At 74.1% G+C, this 21,399-nt stretch carries 16 protein-coding genes; 6 read left to right on the plus strand and 10 right to left on the minus strand.

What is annotated here, in order from left to right:
* Positions 1-219: 219 nt before the first annotated feature.
* Positions 220-849: a DUF4334 domain-containing protein gene (locus ACZ6S0_RS32285; RefSeq protein WP_465923078.1), complete on the plus strand. Its 630-nt coding sequence runs from the start codon at positions 220-222 to the stop codon at positions 847-849.
* On the opposite strand, the gene ACZ6S0_RS32290 is transcribed toward ACZ6S0_RS32285, so the two are convergent.
* The 4 genes from ACZ6S0_RS32290 to ACZ6S0_RS32305 form a co-directional block, all read right to left on the minus strand.
* Positions 797-1,330: a hypothetical protein gene (locus tag ACZ6S0_RS32290; RefSeq protein ID WP_465923079.1), complete on the minus strand. Its 534-nt coding sequence runs from the start codon at positions 1,328-1,330 to the stop codon at positions 797-799. The two genes, ACZ6S0_RS32285 and ACZ6S0_RS32290, sit on opposite strands and share 53 nt — an antisense overlap.
* A gap of 24 nt (positions 1,331-1,354) precedes the next feature.
* A complete protein-coding gene (locus ACZ6S0_RS32295) occupies positions 1,355-2,527 on the minus strand; it encodes an FAD-dependent monooxygenase (protein WP_465923080.1) in 1,173 nt (390 codons plus the stop codon).
* A 145-nt stretch (positions 2,528-2,672) separates the two neighbouring features.
* On the minus strand, positions 2,673-4,112 hold the full coding sequence (locus ACZ6S0_RS32300) for a class I adenylate-forming enzyme family protein (RefSeq protein ID WP_465923081.1): 1,440 nt from the start codon (positions 4,110-4,112) through the stop codon (positions 2,673-2,675).
* A 22-nt stretch (positions 4,113-4,134) separates the two neighbouring features.
* Positions 4,135-4,638 carry an EF-hand domain-containing protein gene (locus ACZ6S0_RS32305; protein WP_465923082.1) on the minus strand — a complete coding sequence of 168 codons (504 nt, stop codon included), beginning with the start codon at positions 4,636-4,638 and terminating at the stop codon, positions 4,135-4,137.
* A 376-nt stretch (positions 4,639-5,014) separates the two neighbouring features.
* Between ACZ6S0_RS32305 and ACZ6S0_RS32310 the strand changes: the two genes are divergently transcribed.
* The 5 genes from ACZ6S0_RS32310 (at position 5,015) to ACZ6S0_RS32330 (ending at position 13,217) form a co-directional block, all read left to right on the plus strand.
* Positions 5,015-6,757: a pyruvate dehydrogenase gene (locus tag ACZ6S0_RS32310; protein ID WP_465923083.1), complete on the plus strand. Its 1,743-nt coding sequence runs from the start codon at positions 5,015-5,017 to the stop codon at positions 6,755-6,757.
* Between the two features lie 75 nt (positions 6,758-6,832).
* A complete protein-coding gene (locus ACZ6S0_RS32315; protein ID WP_465923084.1) occupies positions 6,833-7,495 on the plus strand; it encodes a TetR/AcrR family transcriptional regulator in 663 nt (220 codons plus the stop codon).
* Positions 7,496-7,653: 158 nt separating this feature from the next.
* Positions 7,654-10,947, plus strand: coding sequence for a WD40 repeat domain-containing protein (locus tag ACZ6S0_RS32320; RefSeq protein ID WP_465923085.1), 3,294 nt, complete (start codon positions 7,654-7,656; stop codon positions 10,945-10,947).
* Positions 10,948-11,214: 267 nt separating this feature from the next.
* Complete coding sequence (locus ACZ6S0_RS32325) at positions 11,215-12,183, plus strand: ArsR/SmtB family transcription factor (RefSeq protein ID WP_465923086.1); 969 nt, start codon at positions 11,215-11,217, stop codon at positions 12,181-12,183.
* 125 nt (positions 12,184-12,308) lie between these two features.
* On the plus strand, positions 12,309-13,217 hold the full coding sequence (locus ACZ6S0_RS32330; protein WP_465923087.1) for an aminoglycoside phosphotransferase family protein: 909 nt from the start codon (positions 12,309-12,311) through the stop codon (positions 13,215-13,217).
* Positions 13,218-13,231: 14 nt separating this feature from the next.
* On the opposite strand, the gene ACZ6S0_RS32335 is transcribed toward ACZ6S0_RS32330, so the two are convergent.
* The 6 genes from ACZ6S0_RS32335 to ACZ6S0_RS32360 are packed head-to-tail and all read right to left on the minus strand — an operon-like array spanning position 13,232 to position 20,869.
* Positions 13,232-15,469, minus strand: coding sequence for a glycoside hydrolase family 31 protein (locus ACZ6S0_RS32335; RefSeq protein WP_465923088.1), 2,238 nt, complete (start codon positions 15,467-15,469; stop codon positions 13,232-13,234).
* The gene (locus ACZ6S0_RS32340) at positions 15,466-16,551 is read right to left on the minus strand and encodes a glycoside hydrolase family 15 protein (RefSeq protein WP_465923089.1); all 1,086 of its coding nucleotides are present in this window, start codon (positions 16,549-16,551) and stop codon (positions 15,466-15,468) included. Before ACZ6S0_RS32340 ends, ACZ6S0_RS32335 begins: the two co-directional genes overlap by 4 nt.
* Before the next feature lie 50 nt (positions 16,552-16,601).
* Positions 16,602-17,864 carry an ABC transporter substrate-binding protein gene (locus tag ACZ6S0_RS32345; protein ID WP_465923090.1) on the minus strand — a complete coding sequence of 421 codons (1,263 nt, stop codon included), beginning with the start codon at positions 17,862-17,864 and terminating at the stop codon, positions 16,602-16,604.
* 12 nt (positions 17,865-17,876) lie between these two features.
* Positions 17,877-18,698 carry a carbohydrate ABC transporter permease gene (locus ACZ6S0_RS32350; protein WP_465923091.1) on the minus strand — a complete coding sequence of 274 codons (822 nt, stop codon included), beginning with the start codon at positions 18,696-18,698 and terminating at the stop codon, positions 17,877-17,879.
* Entirely contained in the window at positions 18,691-19,632 is a 942-nt protein-coding gene (locus ACZ6S0_RS32355) for a carbohydrate ABC transporter permease (protein ID WP_465923092.1), read from the minus strand. Before ACZ6S0_RS32355 ends, ACZ6S0_RS32350 begins: the two co-directional genes overlap by 8 nt.
* A 43-nt stretch (positions 19,633-19,675) precedes the next feature.
* The gene (locus ACZ6S0_RS32360) at positions 19,676-20,869 is read right to left on the minus strand and encodes an ROK family protein (protein WP_465923093.1); all 1,194 of its coding nucleotides are present in this window, start codon (positions 20,867-20,869) and stop codon (positions 19,676-19,678) included.
* Positions 20,870-21,399: the final 530 nt, after the last annotated feature.

A 21,399-nucleotide genomic window follows, 5' to 3' on the forward strand; every position in this document is an offset into this window, starting at 1 on the left:
TGAGCCGAACGGGCGATCGCCGGGCCACAAAGGTCTCTACCCCCACCCATTCACTCCTATGATCACCGGACGGGCCAGGGCCTCGATTCTCCTCGAAAACTCGCCAAACTCGGGCCGATGGGACTCATGAGGTTAAATCATCGTTCCTCGCGGTTCCCGGCGCGCACCGGTTTACCCTACGGGCGCACGCACTTTGCGCTCCCGAGGGAAATGGGCGTCATGAGTACCGAACAACGGGACAGAAGGCTCATCCTCGACGGTCTCCGGGCCAGGCCGGACGGCGCCGCCGCACTGCGGTACTACGACTCCCTCGCCCCCGTCGCCGTCGAGGAGCTGTTCGGCGTGTGGCGCGGCAGCGAGGTCAGGTCGGACCACCCGCTCGACGGGCTGCTGGAGACCTTCGGCTGGTACGGCAAGCGCTTCGACGGCCCCGACGACGTCCATCCGCTCGTCTTCACCAGGCGCGACGGGCGGCCGGTCGCGGTCAGCCCGTCGTTCCTGCCCGTCAACCTGCTGCTGAACCGCCCGCGCCTGTCGCGCCTGCCCGTGGCGGCCCCGCTGTTCAGGCTCGCCCTGCCGCTCACCCGCACCACCAGGCCGCAGGCGCGCCTGCGGATGGCGGAGTACCGCGGCGTCGTGACCGCCACCATGTGCTACGACGCGCTGCCCGTCCACGACGCGTTCCGCAAGGTCGACGACGATCTGGTGATGGGGGCGATGGAGCTGCGGGGGTGCCCGAGGCCGTTCCTGTTCCTGCTGGGCAGGGTCCGCGGCACGGGTGAGGCGCCCGTCGCGGTCAGCCCGCCCGCCGTCCGCCCGTCGTTGCGGGGTCGAAGAGGGCGGGGTTGAAGGTCTCCCGGACGAAGAGGGCCGGGCGCGCGCCGTCGGCGATGAGGTACCACTTGGCGACGGCGGCGCGTCCTGGGGCCCACACGTCCAGGCCGTGGCCCAGCGGGTGGCGCTGGTGCGGCACGGGCAGGTGCCGTCCCAGCGGCCCGGCGCAGGAGCGCAGCAGGAGGCCGGTCCAGGGCGGCCCGTCGGGCGAGGCCAGGACGAGGTTGCGGGAGACCTCCCGGTGCGCGGTGCCCAGCGTCGTACGGCGCACCAGGACGGGCGCGCCGACGGGCAGGCCGAGCGGCGCGGCGGCCTCGGGGCACGTCTCGCCCACGGTCGCCTCCGACAGGGTCAGGGCGTGGACCTGGACGGGCTCGTTCATGACGTGGTCGAGCAGGCTCGTGGTGGAGCCCGCGTGGGTGAGCAGGGTCCTGGTCAGGGGATCGGTGAAGGCGGCGGCGCTGACGGCCCGCGGCGCGATCCTGGAGAGCGTCATGACAACCTCCGGGGGGACGAACGTTCAGTAGAGGCTGCCGGGGATCCCGGCGTCGCCCGGTCCGTAGGGGCGGGCGTCGAGCCAGGCCCCGGCGCGGGGCAGCACCCGGGCGGCCAGGGCGGCGGCCCGTTGCGCGGCCCTGCGGCGCGGATCGGCGGCGGTCAGGTGCGCCAGCGCCATCCCGGCGGCGGCGCGGTTGCGCTCGGCGGCGGCCCGTCGCACCCGGTCGTAGCCGGCGAGCGCGTCCGTGCCGGGAGCGGACTCCGCGATGGCGCCGATCGCCGCGGCCGCGTCGGCGATGCCGGAGTTGAGCCCCCGTGCGCCGAAGGGGGCGAAGAGGTGCGCGGCCTCGCCGGCCAGCAGCACCCGGCCGACGGTGAAGGTTTGCGCGACCGCCTGGCGGAACACGTAGTGGGAGGACCAGATGATCTCGCACGCGTGCCCGGACGGCAGCAGCGGCCGCAGCCAGGAGCGCGGGTCGGCGGCCAGCGCCGCGGGATCGTCGCCCGCGCGGCACTGCAGGTCCACACGGTGGCCGCCGGCGAAGGGGGCGAGGAACACGTTGCGCCCGGCCACGGCCGGATGGCGGTAGTGGAAGACCCGTTCACCGGGCAGCGGCCGGGCCGGATCGTCGGCGACGTCCACCACGACGAACGCCTCGCCCCCGCGCTCGCCGTTCAGCGGGACGCCCAGCCGCCGCCGCACGGCCGACCCGGCCCCGTCGGCCGCGACGACGTACGCCGAGCGCCACTCCCGCCCGCAGGTCGTGCGGGTCAGGACGGAGGCGTCGGAGGGGATCACCTCGTCGGCCCGCGCGTCCCAGGTGAAGGTGACGCCCGCGCGCTCACCCGCCTCGCGCAGCAGCTTCTCCGTCCTGGGCTGCGGGAGGGTGACGAACGGCGCGCGCGAGGGGTGCACCGGCCCGTAGCCGCGGTGGTACACCCGCCGCCCGGCCCAGTACGTCGTACGCCCCGACCAGACCAGCCCCTCGGCGGCCAGCCGGTCGGCGAGGGCGGGACAGGCCGCCGCGAGCGTCTGGATCGTCTGCCGGTGCAGGAAGATCGCCCGGCTGCCGGGTTTGGGCGCGCCGGCGGGCAGCCGTTCCAGCACGTGCGCGGGCAGGCCCCGGGCGCGGGCCAGCAGGGCGGCGGCCAGCCCGACCGGACCCGCGCCCACGATGAGCGGCCCGTCGATCACGGCGTGGCTCCCGCAGGCGGGCGCGCCGGGCTCGGCACGGCGCGGGGGTGCGGCCTGAGCGGGCCGGTCGGTGGGACGGCGCGTGCGTGCGGCCTGAGCGGGCCGGTCGGCGGGACGGCGCGTGCGTGCGGCCCGAGCGGGCCGGTCAGCGGCATGCGGACTCCCTCCCGGAGACCGTCGCGGTCAGGGCGCGCTTGTCGACCTTGCCGCGCTCGGTGACCGGCAGGCCGGGGACGAGGATCACCCTGCGCGGCAGCTTGTGGACGGCCAGGAGCGCCCGGCAGTGCCCGACGATCTCCTCGGCGGTGGGGGCGGCGCCCGGCTCGGCCACCACCCACGCGCACGCGATCTCGCCCAGGACGGGATCGGGCAGCCCGGCCACCGCGACGTCGTGCACCGCCGGATGCCGCCGGATGGCCTGCTCCAGCTCGGCGGGGAACACCGAGTAGCCGCCGCACAGGACCACGTCCTTGATCCGGTCGACGATCCGGACCCGCCCGTCGGGGGTCACGACGCCCACGTCGCCCGTGCGCAGCCAGCCGTCCGTGCCGATCGCCGCGGCGGTCTGGCGGGGGCTGTTCCAGTAGCCGGGGGTGACGATCGGCCCGTGCACCTGGAGCTCGCCCGGCTCGCCCGGAGGGGCCTCGCGCCCCGGCGCGCCGGCCGGCACCACCCGCAGCCGGACGCCGGGCAGCGTCGTCCCGGCCGTGCCGTGGCGGCCGGTCAGCTCGGGCGCGGCGAGCGTGGCCATGCCACTCAGCTCCGTCATCCCCCACCCCTCCACGTACGGGGATCCCGTACGTTCCTCCCAGGCCAGGGCCAGGTCCTCCCCGGCGCACTGACCGGCCGACAGCCCGCACCGCAGCGAGGGCGGCAGGAGGTCGCCGGGCCGGGCCAGCAGCCGCCGGTACATCGTGGGCACGCCCGCCACCACGGTCGCCGCGTGCCGGGCCGCCCGCTCCAGCAGCGTCTCCACGTCGAAGCGGTCGAGCAGGATCAGCTCCGCGCCGCTGCCCAGCGCCGCGTTCATGACGTTCGTCCCGTACGTGTGCGCCAGCGGCAGCGCCGTCACCACGCGGTCGCCCGGTCCGAGCCGCAACCGCCCGGCCAGGTTGGCGCCACCGGCGCGCACCGCCCGCCGCGTCTGGATGACGCCCTTGGGCGCGCCCGTCGTGCCCGAGGTGTAGGCCAGGCAGGCCGCGCGCGTCGGCAGGGACTGCCCGGACCCGCGCCCGGGTGCGGGCCGGGCGCGGGGCAGTGCGCCGTCCGGGCAGAGCAGCACCCGGTCGGCGCACGTCTCCGCCAGCGCCTCGGCCCGCTCGGCGGACACGAACAGCGCGCGCATGCCGCAGTCGCCGATCACATGGGCGATCTCCGCGACGGCGGAGGCCGCGTTCAGCGGCACGCAGCACGCCTGGAGGCGGGCCAGCGCCAGGTACGTCACCACCCACTCGCGGCCGTTGGGCAGGCACAGCCCCACGAGATCACCGTGCCCGATCCCGTGGGCCGCGAGCCCGGCCGCCCGTTCGTCCGCCAGCGCCGTCAACTCGGCGCGGCTCACCGTGCGATCGTCGCACACCAGCATGAGAGCGCGGTCCCGGCCGTCGTCAGAGCAGGTCGCCGGCGCCGGTGTAGAACGCCCGGAGGAACCCCGCGAAGCTCTCCGTGCTCACCCGTCCGGCGCCTCCGGTGTCGAGGTCGCTGAAGAGCTTCGTCGAGTACGTCAGCGGGAACCCGGCGGCGCTGTGGAAGCCGAGGAAGTCGTCGCGCTCGATGCGGCCGTCGTCGTCGAGGTCGCACACGGCGGGCACCGCCACCGCGTACGCCTCGCCGTACTCGGCGAACCACGCGGCGTCGTGCGAGAACGAGGAGTACTCGGCGAAGGTGATCTCCCCGTCGTCGTCCTGGTCGGCGGCCTCGGCCAGCCCTGCCCAGAAGCGCCGGCACGCCTCGGTCAGCGCCCTGCCCTTGGGCGCGTCGGCGGGCACGCCGAGCACGGAACGGACACGCGAGGCGAAGAGCGCGAGATCGGCGGACGTCAGCGCGCCGCTGGCGTTCAGGTCGAGGAGATCGAAGCGCATCCGCAGGCGCGCGGGGGACGACACGGACATGAGGGCTCTCCATTCGGTTCGCGATCCCGGCGATCGGGCGATCGGCGGGGGTGCCGGTTCCGGCCCCGGCGGGGGAGCCGGGACAGCCGACGGAAGCGGACGGCGGAAGGGGCGGAAGGGGCGGGAGGGGACTCGGTGACGGGGGAGGTCGGCCACCACACCATTACCCTGCGCCATCGAGCGATAACCGTCCGTCGCAGATCGAGTCGGCGTGCGACGCCGCCGTCGAGGATTTGGCCCCCTCATGACCGGCGGCGCGGCGTGCGGGAACGAGGCCGGGGCAGGGCTTCGGTGCGGGCGCGCGTACGGGCCGGGGCCCACGTGTCAGGAAGCCGAGGGGCCATCGCCGGGCACGGCGGCAGGGGGGATGGGACACATGGCGAAGCAGACCGTCGCCGAGCAGTTCGTCGACCTCCTCTCACGGGCCGGGGTCAGGCGTCTGTACGGCGTGGTCGGCGACAGCCTCAACCCCGTCACCGACGCCGTGCGCCGCCACCCCGCGATCGAGTGGGTGCAGGTGCGGCACGAGGAGACGGGGGCGTTCGCGGCCGGTGCGGAGGCGCAGCTCACCGGGCGGCTGTGCGCGTGCGCGGGAAGCTGCGGCCCCGGCCACGTGCACCTGATCAACGGCCTGTTCGACGCCCACCGCAGCATGGCGCCGGTGCTGGCGCTGGCCGCGCACATCCCCAGCGCCGAGATCGGCACGTCGTTCTTCCAGGAGACCCATCCCGACCGGTTGTTCGCCGAGTGCAGCCACTACTCGGAGCTGATCTCGCACCCGGAGCAGATGCCGCGCGTCCTGCAGACCGCCATCCAGCACGCGGTCGGGCTCGGCGGGGTGGCCGTCGTCAGCCTGTCGGGCGACGTCGCCGGCCAGGACGCGCCCCAGCGGACGGCCGACCCCGCCCTGCTCACCCGGCGGCCGGCCGTACGTCCCGGCGAGGCCGAGATCGACGAGCTGGCCCGGATGGTCGACGAGGCGCAGGCGGTCACACTGTTCTGCGGCAACGGCACCGCCGGCGCCCACGAGGAGGTCATGGCCTTCGCCGAGCGCGTCAAGGCGCCGGTCGGCCACGCGCTGCGCGGCAAGGAGTGGATCCAGTACGACAACCCCTTCGACGTCGGCATGTCCGGGCTGATCGGCTACGGCGCCGCCTACGACGCCATGCACGAGGCCGACCTGCTGCTCCTGCTGGGCACCGACTTCCCGTACACCGCGTTCCTGCCCGACCACGTACGCACCGTCCAGGTCGACATCCGCCCCGAGCGCCTGGGCCGCCGGTGCCGGCTGGACCTGGCCATCTGGGGCGACGTCCGCGAGACCCTGCGCGCGCTGACGCCGCGGGTGCGGGAGAAGGGCGAGCGCCGCTTCCTCGACAAGATGCTGCGCAAGCACGCCGACACCCTGGAACGCGCCGTCGCCGCCTACACCCGCGACGTCGACCGGCACCGCCCGATCCACCCCGAGTACGTCGCCTCGCTCCTGGACGACGAGGCCGCCGACGACGCGGTCTTCACCGCCGACACCGGCATGTGCACCGTCTGGGCCGCCCGCTACCTGTCACCGAACGGCCGGCGCCGCCTGCTCGGCTCCTTCAACCACGGGTCGATGGCCAACGCCATGCCCCAGGCGATCGGCGCGCAGCTCGCCGACCGTACCCGGCAGGTCGTCTCCCTGTCGGGCGACGGCGGCTTCTCGATGCTGATGGGCGACTTCCTCACGCTGGTCCAGTACGACCTGCCGGTCAAGGTGGTGCTGTTCGACAACTCCGCGCTCGGCATGGTGGACGCCGAGATGCTGGTCGCGGGCTTCCCGCCGTACGGGACCACCTACCCCCACACCGACTACGCGGCCATCGCCCGCGCCGCCGGCGCGCACGCCCTGCGCGTCGAGGACCCCAAGGACGTGCGGGACGCCATCCGCCAGACCCTGGACCACGACGGCCCCGCGCTCCTGGACCTCGTCACCGACCCCAACGCGCTGTCCATGCCGCCGCGCATCACGGGGCGGCAACTGGCCGGGTTCGCGACCACCACCAGCAAGCTCGTGCTCAACGGCGGCGTCGGACGCATGATCCAGCTCGCCCGCTCCAACCTGCGCAACATCCCCCGCCCGTGACCCGCGAACGGGGCCTCCCGCGACCGAGCGGGCGGCCGACGGGGAGTGAGGCAGAATCAGGGGCGGGAGGTGATCGTGGAATCTGCCCTGTCCGCGCTCATGGCCGATGCGGAGTCGCTGCTCGAGCGCGCGTACGCCGACGCCGTCGAACGGGCCGACGACCTCGACGAGACCCGTGCCCGCATCCTCGACGCGGCCTACGAGCAGTTCTGCCGGATGGGCATCCGGCGCTCCACCATGGAGGACGTCGCCCGCCGGGCCAAGGTCTCGCGCATCACGGTCTACCGGCGGTTCGCCACGAAGGACGCGCTGGTCGTACACGTCGTGCGCCGGGAGTTCCGCCGCTACTTCGACCGGTTGCTCGCCGACCTCGAGCAGGCGGGCACCGCCGCCGACCGGGTGGTCCTGGGCTTCGTCAGCTCGTTGCGCGCCATCAGGGACAACCCGCTGATCGGCGGCCTGCTCGTGCCCTCGATGATCACTGACGGGGCGCGGACGCTGGCCACCGTACGCCGGTTCGTCGCCGGTCAGCTCCGTCGCGAGCAGCGCGCGGGGCAGGTCTCCGGCCGTCTGGACACCGATCTCGTGGCCGAGCTGATGGTCCGGATCTCCGCCTCGTTCCTGGCGATCCCCAGCCACGTCGTCGACCTCGACGACGACCGGCGGCTCGCCGCTGTGGCCCGGCAGTTCCTCGTACCCATGCTGGAGCCCGCACCGGACGTCCCGCCGAAGCCCTGACCTCGAGGGAGTCGGTCGGCGCGTCCGCGACACGCCGGCGAAAGCGAAGCGACATCGCTCACCGCCACAGTGATGACATGCCCGGCCTGGTACGGCCACCCGACGGGAGGCGAGGGGCCGTCGCGGCCTGGGGAAGTCGTGGCCCGGGAAGGAGACCGATGACGCGGGTGCCGCCTGACGCGGAGGGGTGGATCGAACGGCCGGCGGAGGTCGACCGGGTGGCCGCCGCCCTCACCTCGGGGCGCGGCGGGCTCGTCGTGCTGGCCCCGGGGCTGGACGGCGTCGGGGGACTGGGGCTCACCACGGTGGCCGCGCTCGCCCTGCGGCGGGCGGCGGTGATCGAACGCTTCCCCAAGGGGATCGGCTGGGCACGCGTCGGCGACACCTCCGGGGAGGGATGGGCCGACGGCGTGGTGGACGCGGCGGCCGGGCTGTGGGGTGCGAACGCCGAGCCGTTCTACCGGCTCGACCTGGACGAACTCGTCGCCGCCCTGCGGGGGGAGGAGGCGGCCCGGCGGCTGACGGACGACATGTACGCCCCGGGGCCCCGGCTGATGGTGGTGGACGGGCTGCCGGAGGCCGGCCTGATCGTGCCGTTCATGTACATGATTCGGGGGATCACGTGGCTGGTCACGGTGGAGGACGCGCACGACGTCCCAGCGGGAGCGAACGTCGTGCGCGTCGGCCCGATGACCCCTGCCGAGAGCGTGGCGCTCCTGCGCCGTGACGTGCCTGGGCTGGACGAGGGCACGGCGGCCCGGCTGGCCCGGCTGACCGGCGGCTGGCCGAGGGCGCTGACGCTGGCCCGGTCGCTGCTCCTGAGCCACGCCTCACCCGGGGAAGCGGCGGGCACCTCTGCGGGCACGGCGGTGGGCACGGCGGTGGGCACGGCGGTGGGCATGGCGGCGGGGGACCTCGCCGGCGGGCTGCCGCACGGCGTGGACCTGCGCGACCCCGCTCACCGGGCGGTCCTGATCGGCTCCCTGGTGGACCACTCGCTCGCCCGGCTGCGCGAGACGGCCCCCGGCGCCGCGGAGCGGTTCACGGAGCTGGGGCTCTTCGCCGGTGAGCGGTCGATTCCGGCCGGTGCGGTGGCCCTGTTGTGGGGCGCGGCGGGGGTGGTGGGCGGCGAGATCGCCGCGCTGCTCGCCCGGCTGGAGCGGCTGTCGTTGCTCGCGCGCCGCACCGACGAGCCGGTCCTGGTGCTCGATCGAGCGGTCATGACCCACGTACGCCACCGCCTCGGCCCCGAGGGGCTCGACCGGGCCCGGCGGCGGCTGATCGACGCCGACCAGGACGAGCCCCCAGGGCGCTGGGCCCTGCTGCCCGGCGTCACGGAGTGGGCGGCGCGCAACCTGCCCGGCCACTACCTGGCCGCCGGTGAGCTGAAGCTGCTGGCCCGGCTGGTGTGCGACGTTTCGTGGCTGGCCGGACGGCTGGCCGGGGCGGGCGTCGCGGCGGTGGTGGCGGACCTGGTGAAGGCGGGCACCCCCGAGGCCGTCTCGCTCGCGCGTACCGTGACCGCCGCCGCGCACCTGCTCGAAGCCGCGCGGGAGACCGGGTCCGACCCGCTGCCCACCCTGGCCTCCCGGCTGCACGGGGTGCCGGGGCAGACGGGGCAGGCGGGGGAGGCGGGTAAGGCGGGGGAGGCCCACGCGTGGCTGCGGGAGACGGGGCGGCCCTGGCTGGAGTCCCGCTGGCCGCCGCCCGATCTGCCCCATCCCGCGATGGTCCGTACCCTGGACGGCCGCGGCAAGGAGATGAACGACGTCGCGATCGCACCCGACGGCACCTGGCTGGCGGGGGCGAACGAGGACGGCCGGGTGGTGCGCTGGCGCGTGGACGGCGTCCAGTTGCCCAGCCTGCTCGGTCACCGATCCAGCGTCCTCTCCCTCGCCGTCGCGCCGGACGGCGCCTGGCTGGCGAGCGCGGACTCGGCGGGCGTCGTACGCCTGTGGGCGGCGGACGGGACGCCGCGCGGCGTGCTCGCCGGCCACCCCGGGGCCGTGAACGCCGTCGCCGTCGCGCCGGACGGCGCCTGGCTGGCCGCCGCGGGCATGGGGTTCCTGTGGCTCTGGAACGCCGACGGGACCCTGCGGGCCGCGATCTCGGGCCGGGACGACGGCTACGAGTGCCTGGCGATCGCCCCCGACGGCTCGTGGCTGGCGGTCGGCGGACCGGCCGTCGTGGAGTCGTGGCACGCCGACGGCACGTTCAGGGCCGTACTCCACGAGGCCGGCCAGGGAGCCGGGGCGCTCGCGTTCGCGCCCACGCGGGAGTGGCTGGCGGTGCTCACGTTCGACGGGCTCCGGTTGCTGAACCTCGACGGCACCGCGCGCGCGTGGCCGGGTGACGTGGTCCGCGGCGGGTTCGCCCTGGCGGTCGCGCCCGACGCCCGGTGGCTGGCCCTGCCGGATCACGACGACGTGCTCGTCGTGGACGCGCGGGGCCGGCTGCGCGCCCGGCTGCCCGGCCATCGCAACGAGGCGGTCACCGCCCTGGCGGTCGCGCCCGACGGCACCTGGCTGGCCTCGGCCGGTCACGACCGGACGATCCGGGTGTGGGACGCGTACCGGGCGGACGCCGTGACCGCGCGGAGCCGCGTTCCCGACCTGCACGCCGTCGCCGTCTCGCCCGACGGCTCGTGGCTGGCCACCGCGGGAGCGGACGGCCTCACCCTCTGGAACGCCGACGGCGGCCCGCGCTCCGACCGCCTCGACGTGTGGGTGAACGACCTGGCCATCGCGCCCGACGGCACTACCCTGCTCACCGGCGGCGCCGACGACGGCACGGTACGGCTGCACGACGCCGACGGCACCGTACGCCGCGAAGTCGCGCGGGGCACGGCGGGCCTCGACGCGGTGGCGATCGCGCCGGACGGCGCCTGGATGGCGATCGGCCACCAGGACGAGGTGTGGATCACGCGGATGGACGGCGAGAGGGTGAGGACCTTCACCCATCCCGGCGGCGAGGTGACCGCCATCGCCGTCGCGCCCGACTCCACCTGGCTCGTCACCGCGGCGGGCCGGTACCTGCGGCGGTGGAGCGCCGAAGGCCACCGGCTCGGCGGCGACCTGGCGGCCGACGGGCCCGTCGAGCGGGTGGCGATCGCCCCCGGCGGGCGGACGCTGGCGGCGGTCACGGTCCTCGGCTCGGTCGAGCTGTTCGACCTGGACGGCGGGCGGACGGGACGGTTCGGGCTGGACGGCGAGCGGACGGGACGGCTCGGGCTGGACGACGGGATGACGGGCGTCGCGTTCTCGCCTGACGGGGCCTGGCTCGCCACGACGGCCGTGAACGGCTGCCTGCGGGTGTGGGACATCGCCACCGGCGAATGCGTCACCGTGATCGTCGTGGACGGGGCCCTGCGCGACTGCGCGTGGTTCCCCGACGGCTCGGGGTTGTGCGCGGTCGGCAAGCCGGGCCTGTTCGGCTTCACCTTCCACCGATGAGCCGGGGCCCCTCTCCGGAACGAACGCGTGGGCAGGAACGCCGATGCGCTCCTGCCCACGCGTGCTGGGATCTCTTACGTGGAAGCCACGTACTCGACGCCGGGCTCGACGTGAACGGGAGATGTCATCAGTGCCTCCTTCGTCGCTGGACACGTGGTTCCAGTACAACGAGCCGACCTGTCGTACGGTTGTCGCGCTCCTGTCGTCGTCCTCGGGCCCGGGCGGCGGCGAGCGGGGCGGTTCGGCGTTGATGTAGCGTATGGCTTAATGATCAGCTTCGAACTCAGTGTCGAGGACCTGGCCGACACCCGGTTCGCGATCTCCCCGCTGGCCGAGACGGTGTTCAGCCTGCGGGTGCTCCGCGAGCCCGGCCTGCACGTCGTGCACCTGCCGTGGCGCAGGGCGGTGCTCGCCAAGCTCGGCTCGGCCGACACCGGCCTGCTGATGGGCCTGGTCGGGGAGAAGCTGGCGCTCCCGGACTTCCTGACCCCTCGGCCGGAGACGTTCGCGCCGGCGTTCGGGGAGGAGCTGGCCATCGTCCGCCGGGCGGCCCCGGCGCTCGTACGGCGCGACCTGGTGGCGGCGCTCGCCCCCGGGCCGATCCTCGCCGACGACGCCTCCGCCGCCAGGTTCCGGGACACGGCCTGCGAGCTGCTGCGGCGCTACTGGGAGCTGGCCATCCAACCCGACTGGCCCCGGATGCGGCTGGTGCTGGAGGCCGACATGACCTACCGGGCGCGGCGGCTGGCCGTCGGCGGCGCCCGCCTGCTCTTCGCCGACATGCACCCGAACCTGCGCTGGCACGAGGGAGTGCTGTACATCGCGAAGATGATCGGACGGCACCACGTCGCGGCGTCGGGGAGGGGGCTGCTGCTGACGCCGTCGGTGTTCGCCCACAAGCCCGCCCCGCCGGTCCACCCCGAGGAGCCGCCGAGCCTGGTCTATCCCAGCCGCGCCGTGGCCACGTTGTGGTCCCCGGCGCCGGTCCCCGACGAGGGCGCGCTGGCCGAGCTGCTCGGGGCGCCCCGCGCCCGGCTGCTGCGCCTGCTGGCCGAGCCGCTGCCGACCGTCGAGCTGGCCCGCCGCCTGCGGGTCACCGCCAGCGCCGTCTCCCAGCACCTGCGCGTCCTGCACGCCACGGGGCTGGTCACCCGCGCCCGGCAGGGCCGTCAGGTGCTGTATCGCCGCAGTACGCTCGGCGACCACCTCACCGACCCGTTCGGCCCCCACGCCTGACGCCCAGGGCGCCGATCGCGGCGGCCCGCCGCCTAAATCAGTTGCCCACCCCCCGGCCCAGGCTGTGAGGTGGGTCCGGTAACGACCGGGCTGTGCGAGATCCGTACCTGAGGTGATCACGAAGGATGAACGCGACCGCAGTGGACGGCCGCGCCGGAATCGACGCCGCGCTGGTGCAGCGGCTGATCGCCGCGCAGTTCCCGCAGTGGGCCGGCCTGCCGGTCGTGCCGGTGGAGATCGACGGCTGGGACAACCGCACCTACCGCCTGGGCGACGACATGACGGTGCGGCTGCCCACGGCCGCAGGTTACGTTCCGGCGGTGGCCAAGGAGAACGAGTGGCTGCCGCGCCTGGCGCCGTCGCTTCCCGTGGCCGTGCCGCCGATCCTGGGCCTGGGCGCGCCGGGCGAGGGATACCCGTTCCCGTGGTCCGTACGCGGCTGGCTGCCCGGAGAGACGGCCGGCCGGGGGCGCGTCGACGACCTGGCGCGGTTCGCGGTCTCGGTGGCGGAGTTCGTCCACGCGCTCCAGCGCTGCGACACCGCCGGGGGCCCGCCGGCCGGGGAGCACAGCTTCTACCGGGGCACCCCGCCCGCGCACTACGACGAGGAGACCAGGCGCTGCCTGGCGGCGCTGCGCGGGCACGTCGACACCGGCCTGGCCGCCTCCGTGTGGGAGGCCGCGCTCGCCGCCGAGTGGCGCGGGCGGCCCGTGTGGTTCCACGGCGACCTCGCCCACGGAAACCTGCTGGTGGCCGACGGGCGGCTGACCGCCGTCATCGACTTCGGCACCTCGGGCGTCGGCGACCCGGCCTGCGACCTGGTGATCTCGTGGACGATGTTCGCCGGGGAGAGCCGGCGGGCGTTCCGCCGGGCGATCGGCGCGGACGACGCCACCTGGGCCCGTGCGCGCGGCTGGGCCCTGTGGAAGGCCCTGCTCGTGCTCGCGCAAAGCCTGGACACCGACTCCGGACAGGCGGCGGAGAACCGGCACGTGATCGCCGAGGTCCTCGCCGATCACCGCCGCCACGGATAGGGGCACCGCGCCGTTCAGGTGGCGAACACGGGGGAGAGGCGGGGCCAGTGCGCCGCCGCGCACACCACGGGCGGGCGGTCGAGCGGCGCGGGCAGGCGCACCGTACGCCCGCCTGGCAGCTCCCGCCCGGTCCAGACGTCCACCCAGCCGCCCTCGACCCCGGGCAGGTAGACGGTCGCCTCCGTCACGCCGGGCTCGGTCACGGGCGCGACCAGCAGCGCGTCGCCGAGCCGGTACTGCAGCGGGTGCCGCCAGACCTCCGGGTCACCGGGATGGTCGAAGAACAGGCCGCGCATCAGCGGCGCGCCGCCGGAGACCGCCGCCCGCGCCTGCTCGGCCAGGTACGGCACCAGCCGCTCCCGCAGCTCGGCCAGCCGCCGGAACACCGGGAGCACCCGCTCGTCCCCGGTCTGCCCGGCGACGTTCCACGGCGTGCGGTCCCTGGTGGGCCGGCGGTGGTGGTTGAACTCGGAGTGGTACTGCATGATCGGCATGAACGCCGACGCCCCGGCCGCCCGCAGATAGAGCTCGGCGTCCGGCACGGGCCCGGAGAAACCGGCCAGGTCCCACCCCCAATAGACGATCCCGCAGGCCGACGCGGTGATCCCGGCCCGGATCGAGGAGCGGAACGCCTCCCAGGTCGAGTCCTCGTCCCCGGCCCAGAACGCGCCGTGCGGCTGTGAGCCCGCGAACCCGGCCCGGCTGAACGTCACCGGCTCCTTGCCGCACGCGCGCAGCAGGTCGCCGAACGCGCGGGCGTAGTGCACGGGGAACAGCCCGTTGCCCGCCGCGCCGTCGCGCCCGTCGGCGTAACGCAGGTCGTGGCCCCAGGCGTGCTCGCCGCCGTCGGTCTTGAACCCGTCGACGCCCACCTCCTCGACCAGGTAGCGGCGCTTGGCCGTCCACCAGTCGCGGACCTCCTGGGAGGACAGGTCGGGCATGAGCGCGAGAGGGAACCACCAGCCCCGGTTGCGGTAGGGGCGGCCGTCGGCCTCGCGTACGCCGTACCCGCGCTCGACGAGCTGCCGGGCGTCCACGGCGGCCTGGTGGCGGGGGTGCGGGCGGGTCTTCTGCAGCGGGATCTGCCACAGCAGCACCTTGACGTCCCTGCGGTGCAGCTCGTCCACCAGGCCCTTGGGGTCCGGCCACGGCCCGTCCTCGGGGAAGGTGTAGTCGGCCAGCCGGTGGGGCTCCTCGGACGGCTCGTACCCGGCCCCGCGGAACGCCGTGAACGTCGTCTCATCGCTCCACGCCTCGATCACCAGCGCGCCCACCGGGATGCCGTGCTCGCGGTGCAGGTCCATCTCGGCGAGCACGCGTTCCTGGGTGTTCCACTCGTTGCCGCTGGCCCACAGCCGGAACACCCACGGCGGCAGCTCGGTGGGGCGGCCCACGTCGTCGAGGAACGCGCCGAGCACGTCCGCGGGGCGGGCGCCACGGTAGAAGCGCACGCCCAGTTCGCCGTCCGGGCCGGTCTCGGCCTCGACCACGATCCGGCCGGGCCTGGCCGCGCCGACGTCGTACCAGGTGCGCCGCGTGGTCTGGACGTGCCAGCCCCAGCTCGCCGCGCCGCCCACTACCATCGCGTACGGCATCGGCAGGTACGTACGCCCGTGCCGCCCCTGCGCCTTGTACTGCTCGAAGACCACGGCGTCGAGGGTGCGGCCCCGCTGGTCCACGGCGTCGAACCGCTCGCCGAAGCCCACCACGTGCTCCTCCGGCTCCAGCGCCAGCTCGAAGCGGACCCGCAGCACGCCGTCCCCGTCGGCCAGCCATCGCACGCTGCCCGGCACGACCCGGTCCGAGCCGGAGACCTCCAGCTTGCCGCCGGCGTCCGACCAGGCCGCCGCCGTCACCTCGAACCAGCGGGTGGCCCGGCTCCCGCCCGCGCCCGTCGTGGCCACGAAGCGGTAGGCGTAGCGGCTGCCCGCCTGGAGCGCGGGGGTGCGTACGCGCCACGAACCCGCGGCGGCACGGGCCGCCCGCGCCTGGGCGGAGGCCAGGTGCCCACCATCCACCGCACCGTCCGCGCCTTCGGTGGCGTCCGCGCTCGCGGGGTCGTCGCGCCTGGTCAGGGGCAGCTCGATGGGAGCGGCGCCGTCGACTGCCCACTCGCACACCACCGAGGTCACCTGCGCCGACGCGCGCACCCGCAGCTCCACGCTCTCGCCGTCCAGCGGCCTGGCGGGAACGCGCTGGTCCTCGGTCTCCGCGTAGGGGTGCCCCGAGCCGTGGGGCCGGTGCCGGATCACGCCCCCACCCCCAGCTCGCCGGCGAGGACCAGGTACATGCCGTGCGACCACAGCAGCGGCGTGGCCACCGTGCCCCAGCGGTCGAGCCACTCCTGCCGCCGCTCCGGGAACAGCAGCAGGTCGGACACCTGCTCGGGCAGGTCACCCGATGGGGTCGCCTGCGCCGCCATCCACTCCAGGTACCGCTGAGCCTCGGCCCGCCGTCCGGCGCGGGCGTGGTTCCAGCCGAGGAACCCGGCCAGCAGCGGCCAGCGCCCGCCGCCGTAGAAGGTGTCGGCGAGGTAGCGGTACACGCCGCCGTCGCGGGCGAGCTGCCGCTCGACCTCGGCGACGGTCGCCTCGCCCACCGGGTGCCCGGCCGGGTACAGCCCGAACGGCTCCACGCAGGCCAGCAGGCTCGCGTCCACCGCGTCGCTGCCGAGCCACTTGCGCAGGTGCCCGCCCGCCGTGACGCCCTCCCGTTCCACGAGCCCGGCGACCCCCTCGACGGCCTCGGCCGCCGCCACCGACTCGGCCGCGCCGAGCACGCCGAGCGCGATGGCCGCCCGCAGGCCCGCGTGGATGGAGCCGAGCGTGGCCACGTGCCGGTGCTCGACGTGCTCCTCCCACCAGTCGTAGCAGGGCACCCGCCAGAACGCGGTCAGGTAGCGGGCCGCCGTCCTGACGCCCTGTTCGACGCCGGGCACCGCCGTGCCGTGCCGTACGACGTGCTCGCGCAGCGCCCACAGCCACGTGCCGTACCCGTCGAGCTGGAACTCCCACCAGTCGTCGTCGCCCCGCGCGCCCTCCAGCGTGAACCGGGTCGGCAGCATCTCGCCCGCCGGGACGCTCTCGCCGCGCGCCGCCCTGGACACCAGCGCGTCCACCTGGCCCGCGCGGTCGCCGATCACCCGCGCGCACCAGGCGTGGAAGGCGTCCGCGCCGGCCACGTCGCCGTGCCTGCTCACCCCCTCGGCGATGAACGCGCCGTCGCGCAGCCAGGAGTAGCCGCGGTAGGCGGAGAAGGTGGGCGAGGCCGGATAGGCCCCGGAAGGCGCTTGCAACGTCTTGATCACGTCGAGGCTGTGCGCGACGAGGGACAACGAAATCTCCTGAGTGCGTGGAACCTGGGTGCGTGGAAAGGGGGAAGCGACTAGCCGAGCAGCGCGTCGACCTCGGCGGCGGCGGCGTCCAGCGCCTCCTTGACCGACTTGCGCCCGGCCGCGGCCTCGCTCAGCTCCGTGGTCACCGCGTCCTGCATCTCCTGCTGGCGCTTGATCACCGGAGGCAGCGCGATCGACTCGAGCGAGTCGAAGACCGCCTGCCGGTTGGCCGGCTCGGGGTCCTGCAGGTAGGCGGAGAGCAACTGCTGGTCGGAGACCGGCGGCAGCTCCCACGACGACCGGATGCGGGTGGTGGCCGCGGTGTCCGAGGCCGACAGGAACCGGGCCCAGGCCAGGGACTCCCTGCCGTGCTTCGTCGTCGAGGAGGCGGCGACCGCGTTGTGGAAGACGGCGCTGGCCTTGGCCGAGTCGCCCGGCTCGACGACCACGTCCCACTCGAACGGCACGTCCTTCAGGCCCGCGAACTGCCAGATGCCGTTGTGCCACATGGCGAGCTTGCCGGACTTGAAGAGGTTCGTGTCGTAGTCGGCGGTGCCGCCGATCTCGGCCTCGGTCGGCATCGTCTTGCCCACCTTCGACACCAGCCATGTGGCGGCCTTGACGCCCTGCGGGCCGTTGAACGCCGCCTTCTTGCCGTCGGCCGACAGGAACTCGCCGCCCGCCTGCTTGACCGTCTTGTAGAACTCGAAGAACTGCACCGGCTGGAAGTCGCCGTACACGCCCTTCTTCCTGTCGGTCAGCTTCTCGGCGGCGGCCTGCTCGTCGGCCCACGTCCAGGCGGCGGTGGGCGGGGCCACCCCGGCGGCCTTGAACAGGTCCTTGTTGTAGAAGAGCACGACGGTGGAGAACGAGGCGGGCAGCGCGTACTGCTTGCCGTCGCGCTTGAAGGCGTTGAGTGACTCCTGGGCGTACACCGAGGTGTCGCCGTCGCCCCCCACCGTGCCGAGGTCGAGCAGGGATCCGGCGCTGGCGTAGGTGACGAAGTTCTCGTAGTTGAGCTCGAACGTGTCGGGGGCGGTGCCGCCCGCGATGCTGGTCTGCAGCTTGGTGAAGTACTGGTCGAAGGGCGCGGTCTCGACGACGACGTCCACGTTCGGGTTCTCCCGCTCGAACGCCTTCTCGATCGTGTCGAGGTCCTTCACGTGGTCGGGCGCGGCGGAGAAGGTGAGGTAGCGCAGCGTCACCTTGCCGTCCGCGCCGCTCACGCTCCTGGTGGCCGACCCCTGAGCGCAGGCGGAGACGAGCAGCGCGGCCGCCGCGACGGCGGCGGTGATCTTGATGTGTCGTGACATGGGGGGATTCCTTTACTTGAGCCCGCTCTGCGCGACGCTGGCGATGACGTGCTTCTGTGCGAAGACGTAGAGGATGAGGATCGGGACGACGCTCACGACCGAGCCCGCCATCACGACGTCCCACTGGGTGGTGAACTGGCCGTGCAGCGTCGCCAGGCCCAGCGGCAGCGTCATGAACTCGGGCGACTTGATGATGATCAGCGGCCACAGGTAGCTGTTCCAGCTCGCCATGAAGCCGAAGATGGCGAACGTGGCCAGGGCCGGCCGGATCAGCGGCAGCACCACGTACAGGAAGATGCGGAAGTGCCCGGCCCCGTCGAGCACGGCGGCCTCGTCGAACTCCCTGGGCACCTGGTTGACGGCCTGCCGCAGCAGGAACACGCCGAACGCCGAGGCGATCGTCGGCGCCAGCAGCGCGAAGTACGTGTCCACCAGGTTGAACGCCCGCATCTCGATGAACAGCGGCACGACCAGCACCGGCAGCGGCATCATCAGCGTCGCGAGGTAGACCGAGAACAGCGCGCCCCGCCCGGGGAACGGCAGCCGGGCGAACGCGTAGGCCGCCATCGCGCTGGTGACGAGCTGCAGCGCGGTGGAGGCGGCGCCGATCCAGGCGCTGTTGAGCACGATCCGCCAGAAGGGCAACGTCTCCAGCAGCCGTCCGTACGCGTCGAGGCTCGCGCCCTCGGGCGTGAAGTCGGGCGGCACGGACAGCACGGCGTCGCTCGGCGTGATCGAGGTGATCACCGCCCAGGCGAACGGGAACAGCATGACCAGCGCGCCGACGCCCACCAACAGGTAACGCGCCAGCTTGCCCGGCAGCCTCTCACCCATAGGTCACCCACCGCCTCTGGCCCCGGATCTGCACGATCGTCACCAGCAGTACGACCGCGAACAGCAGCCACGACAGCGCCGAGGCCATGCCCGCCCGGCCGTAGCGGAAGGTGAGGTCGTAGATCTGCGACACGACCACCTGCGTCGCGCCGCCCGGCCCGCCGCCCGTCATGATCTGGACCTGGTCGAACACCTGGAAGCCGTTGATCAGCGAGATCACCACCACGAAGAACGTCGAGGGCGACAGCAGCGGCAGCGTGATGTGCCGGAACCTGCGCCAGGCCGTGGCGCCGTCCACCATGGCGGCCTCCTGGTACTCGCGCGGGATCGCCTGCAGCCCGGCCAGCAGGATGATCATCACGAAGCCCAGGTCCTTCCACGCCGAGGCGAGGATGACCGACGGCATCGCCCACGCGGGGTCGGTCCACCAGCCGGGGCCGCTCACGCCGACCAGGCCGAGCGCCCAGTTGACGATGCCGCTGGCCGGGTTGAGCAGCCACTTCCACATCAGCGCGACGACCACCCAGCTCGTGATCACCGGCAGGAAGTACACGCCGCGCAGCAGGCCGCGCGCGGGCATCGCCCGGTTGAGCAGCACCGCCAGGCCCAGGCCGCCGAGGTAGACGAGGGGCAGGTAACCGGCGATGAAGTACAGCGTGTGCAGGAACGCGGCCCTGGTGTCCGGGTCGCCGAGCAACTCGGCGTAGTTGCCGAGGCCCACCCACCGCATGTCGGTGATGAGGTCCCATTCGTGCAGGCTGGTCCAGAGCGAGGCGACCATCGGGATCAGCGTGTAGAGCGTCAGCGGGACCAGGCTGGGCAGCAGGAACACCGCGACCGTGCCCGCGTACCGCCATCCGCCGCGCCGCCTGGGCCGCGCGTGGGCGGGCGGCGCCTCGGACGGCGCCTCGGGAAGCACCTGCCTGACGCTCATGACCCGCCTCCGATCGCCCGCCGGGTCGCGGCCGGGCGGGCGCTCATGAGGTCGTCCCGATCAGGCGGGCACGGACCAGGCGGCCCTGCTCGCCCGCCGCGCCGGCGGCGTCGAACGGGGTGGCCAGGACGAGGGCCGCCGCGCCCTGGGCCCAGCTCGTGTCGTCCCAGCTCTCCACCTCGACGGAGATGTCACGCCGTCCCGGGTAGAGCTGCGCGCGCAGGGCGGGCTCGAAGCCCGTACGCCAGAGCGGCCAGTCGGCCGTGCCCTCGCCCAGCACCACCACGACCTCGGGGTCCACCACGTTGATCAGCCCCGCCGCGGCCCGGCCCAGGATCGTTCCCGCCTCGGTGAACACCTCGCGCGCGGCCACGTCGCCCGCCGCCGCGGCCCTCCCGAGCGCGGCCGTCGAACCCGGGTCGAGCGACCTGGCGCGGGCGGCGGCGAGCAGGCCCGCCGCGCCGACGTACGCCTCCAGGCACCCCTGGGCGCCGCACCCGCAGCGCGGCCCCGTCGGGTCCACCGGCAGGTGACCGAACTCGCCCGCGCCGCCCCGCGCGCCCCGGTAGACGCGGCCGTTCGTGACGATCGCCGCGCCGACGCCCCGCCCGATCGTCAGGACGAGGAAGTCCTGGTGCGTGCGCCCCCGGCCGTACAGGCGCTCGGCGGCGGCCAGCGCGTTCACGTCGTTCTCGACCAGGACGGGCAGGTCGAGCCGGCGGCGCAGCCGCTCACCCACCGGCATCGCCTGCCAGCCGAGCGTCGGCGCGTTCACCGTGCCGACCGCCTGGTCGTCCACGCTGCCCGGCACGCCGACGCCGATCCCCAGCAGCGGCGGCACACCGGAGACCTCGCGGACCACCGACTCGACGGCGCCCGCCAGGCGGTCGAGCGCGTCGGGCGCCGCCGGGTCGTGGGGGATCTCCCAGGAGCCGAGCACCTCTCCGTCGAGCCGTACGTCGACCAGCACCAGGTGCTCGGCCATCACCTTCACGCCGAGGGCTCGCCCGGCGCTGCCCACCAGCCCGACCCGCTGCGCAGGACGGCCGCCGCGCGACGGCTTGAGATCCAGCTCCTCCAGCATCCCGTGCCCGATCAGCTCTTTGGTGAGCTGGGTGACGGTGGCGGGGCTGAGATCCAGCTCGCGGGCTATCTCACTGCGGCTGAGCGGGCCGATCGTGCCCAGCAGGGCGAGGATCGCCGTCCTGGTGAGATCGCCGCGGTCCGTGCCTGCCATGTGTCGAGGACTTTCTTTAGGAATAAAGTTAGTGGTGAAGATACTGGGCCGCGGTCACCTCCTTGTCAAGAGCCGGAAACCATCCCGAAACCGGCGCGCACTCGGTCCGGTGCCGCCGCCCGCCTGAGGTTCCACCGGGTGGAAGGTGCGGATTCAAGCGATGAACGACGTGACGGGTCTTCACCCGATCGGGCAGTCGACCCGGCGCGGGGGTGATGGGCAGGGTCGGCTTCGTCGGGCAGATCGCCCCGATCTCCGGGCCCGTGCTCGACGGCGCGCTGATCGACGGCTGGGGCCCGCGGTCGCCCTGCTCCACGCCCCGGCCGGGCTGAAGAACGCCATCGACTTCCGTACGTCGAATGGAACAAGAAAGCCACCGCCTTCGTCGGCGGTGGCAGTGCGGGAGGCGTCCGAGGGGTGGAGACCTTCGCCTGATCATGGGCGAAGGTTCTCGCCTGGGGCGGCGCCTTGAAGGCGCCGCGTGACACGTGGCAGGCGAAATGCACGTCGGGGGCCGCGTGGGAACCGCG

The organism is Nonomuraea sp. NPDC051298 (assembly GCF_055586305.1).

Excerpts from the sequence above, each read along its gene's own strand:
- ACZ6S0_RS32285 (WP_465923078.1), top strand. The coding sequence starts at position 220 with ATGAGTACCGAACAACGGGACAGAAGGCTCATCCTCGACGGTCTCCGG.
- ACZ6S0_RS32290 (WP_465923079.1), bottom strand. The coding sequence starts at position 1,330 with ATGACGCTCTCCAGGATCGCGCCGCGGGCCGTCAGCGCCGCCGCCTTC.
- ACZ6S0_RS32300 (WP_465923081.1), bottom strand. The coding sequence starts at position 4,112 with ATGCTGGTGTGCGACGATCGCACGGTGAGCCGCGCCGAGTTGACGGCG.
- ACZ6S0_RS32305 (WP_465923082.1), bottom strand. The coding sequence starts at position 4,638 with ATGTCCGTGTCGTCCCCCGCGCGCCTGCGGATGCGCTTCGATCTCCTC.
- ACZ6S0_RS32310 (WP_465923083.1), top strand. The coding sequence starts at position 5,015 with ATGGCGAAGCAGACCGTCGCCGAGCAGTTCGTCGACCTCCTCTCACGG.
- ACZ6S0_RS32320 (WP_465923085.1), top strand. The coding sequence starts at position 7,654 with ATGACGCGGGTGCCGCCTGACGCGGAGGGGTGGATCGAACGGCCGGCG.
- ACZ6S0_RS32325 (WP_465923086.1), top strand. The coding sequence starts at position 11,215 with ATGATCAGCTTCGAACTCAGTGTCGAGGACCTGGCCGACACCCGGTTC.
- ACZ6S0_RS32330 (WP_465923087.1), top strand. The coding sequence starts at position 12,309 with ATGAACGCGACCGCAGTGGACGGCCGCGCCGGAATCGACGCCGCGCTG.
- ACZ6S0_RS32345 (WP_465923090.1), bottom strand. The coding sequence starts at position 17,864 with ATGTCACGACACATCAAGATCACCGCCGCCGTCGCGGCGGCCGCGCTG.
- ACZ6S0_RS32350 (WP_465923091.1), bottom strand. The coding sequence starts at position 18,698 with ATGGGTGAGAGGCTGCCGGGCAAGCTGGCGCGTTACCTGTTGGTGGGC.
- ACZ6S0_RS32355 (WP_465923092.1), bottom strand. The coding sequence starts at position 19,632 with ATGAGCGTCAGGCAGGTGCTTCCCGAGGCGCCGTCCGAGGCGCCGCCC.
- ACZ6S0_RS32360 (WP_465923093.1), bottom strand. The coding sequence starts at position 20,869 with ATGGCAGGCACGGACCGCGGCGATCTCACCAGGACGGCGATCCTCGCC.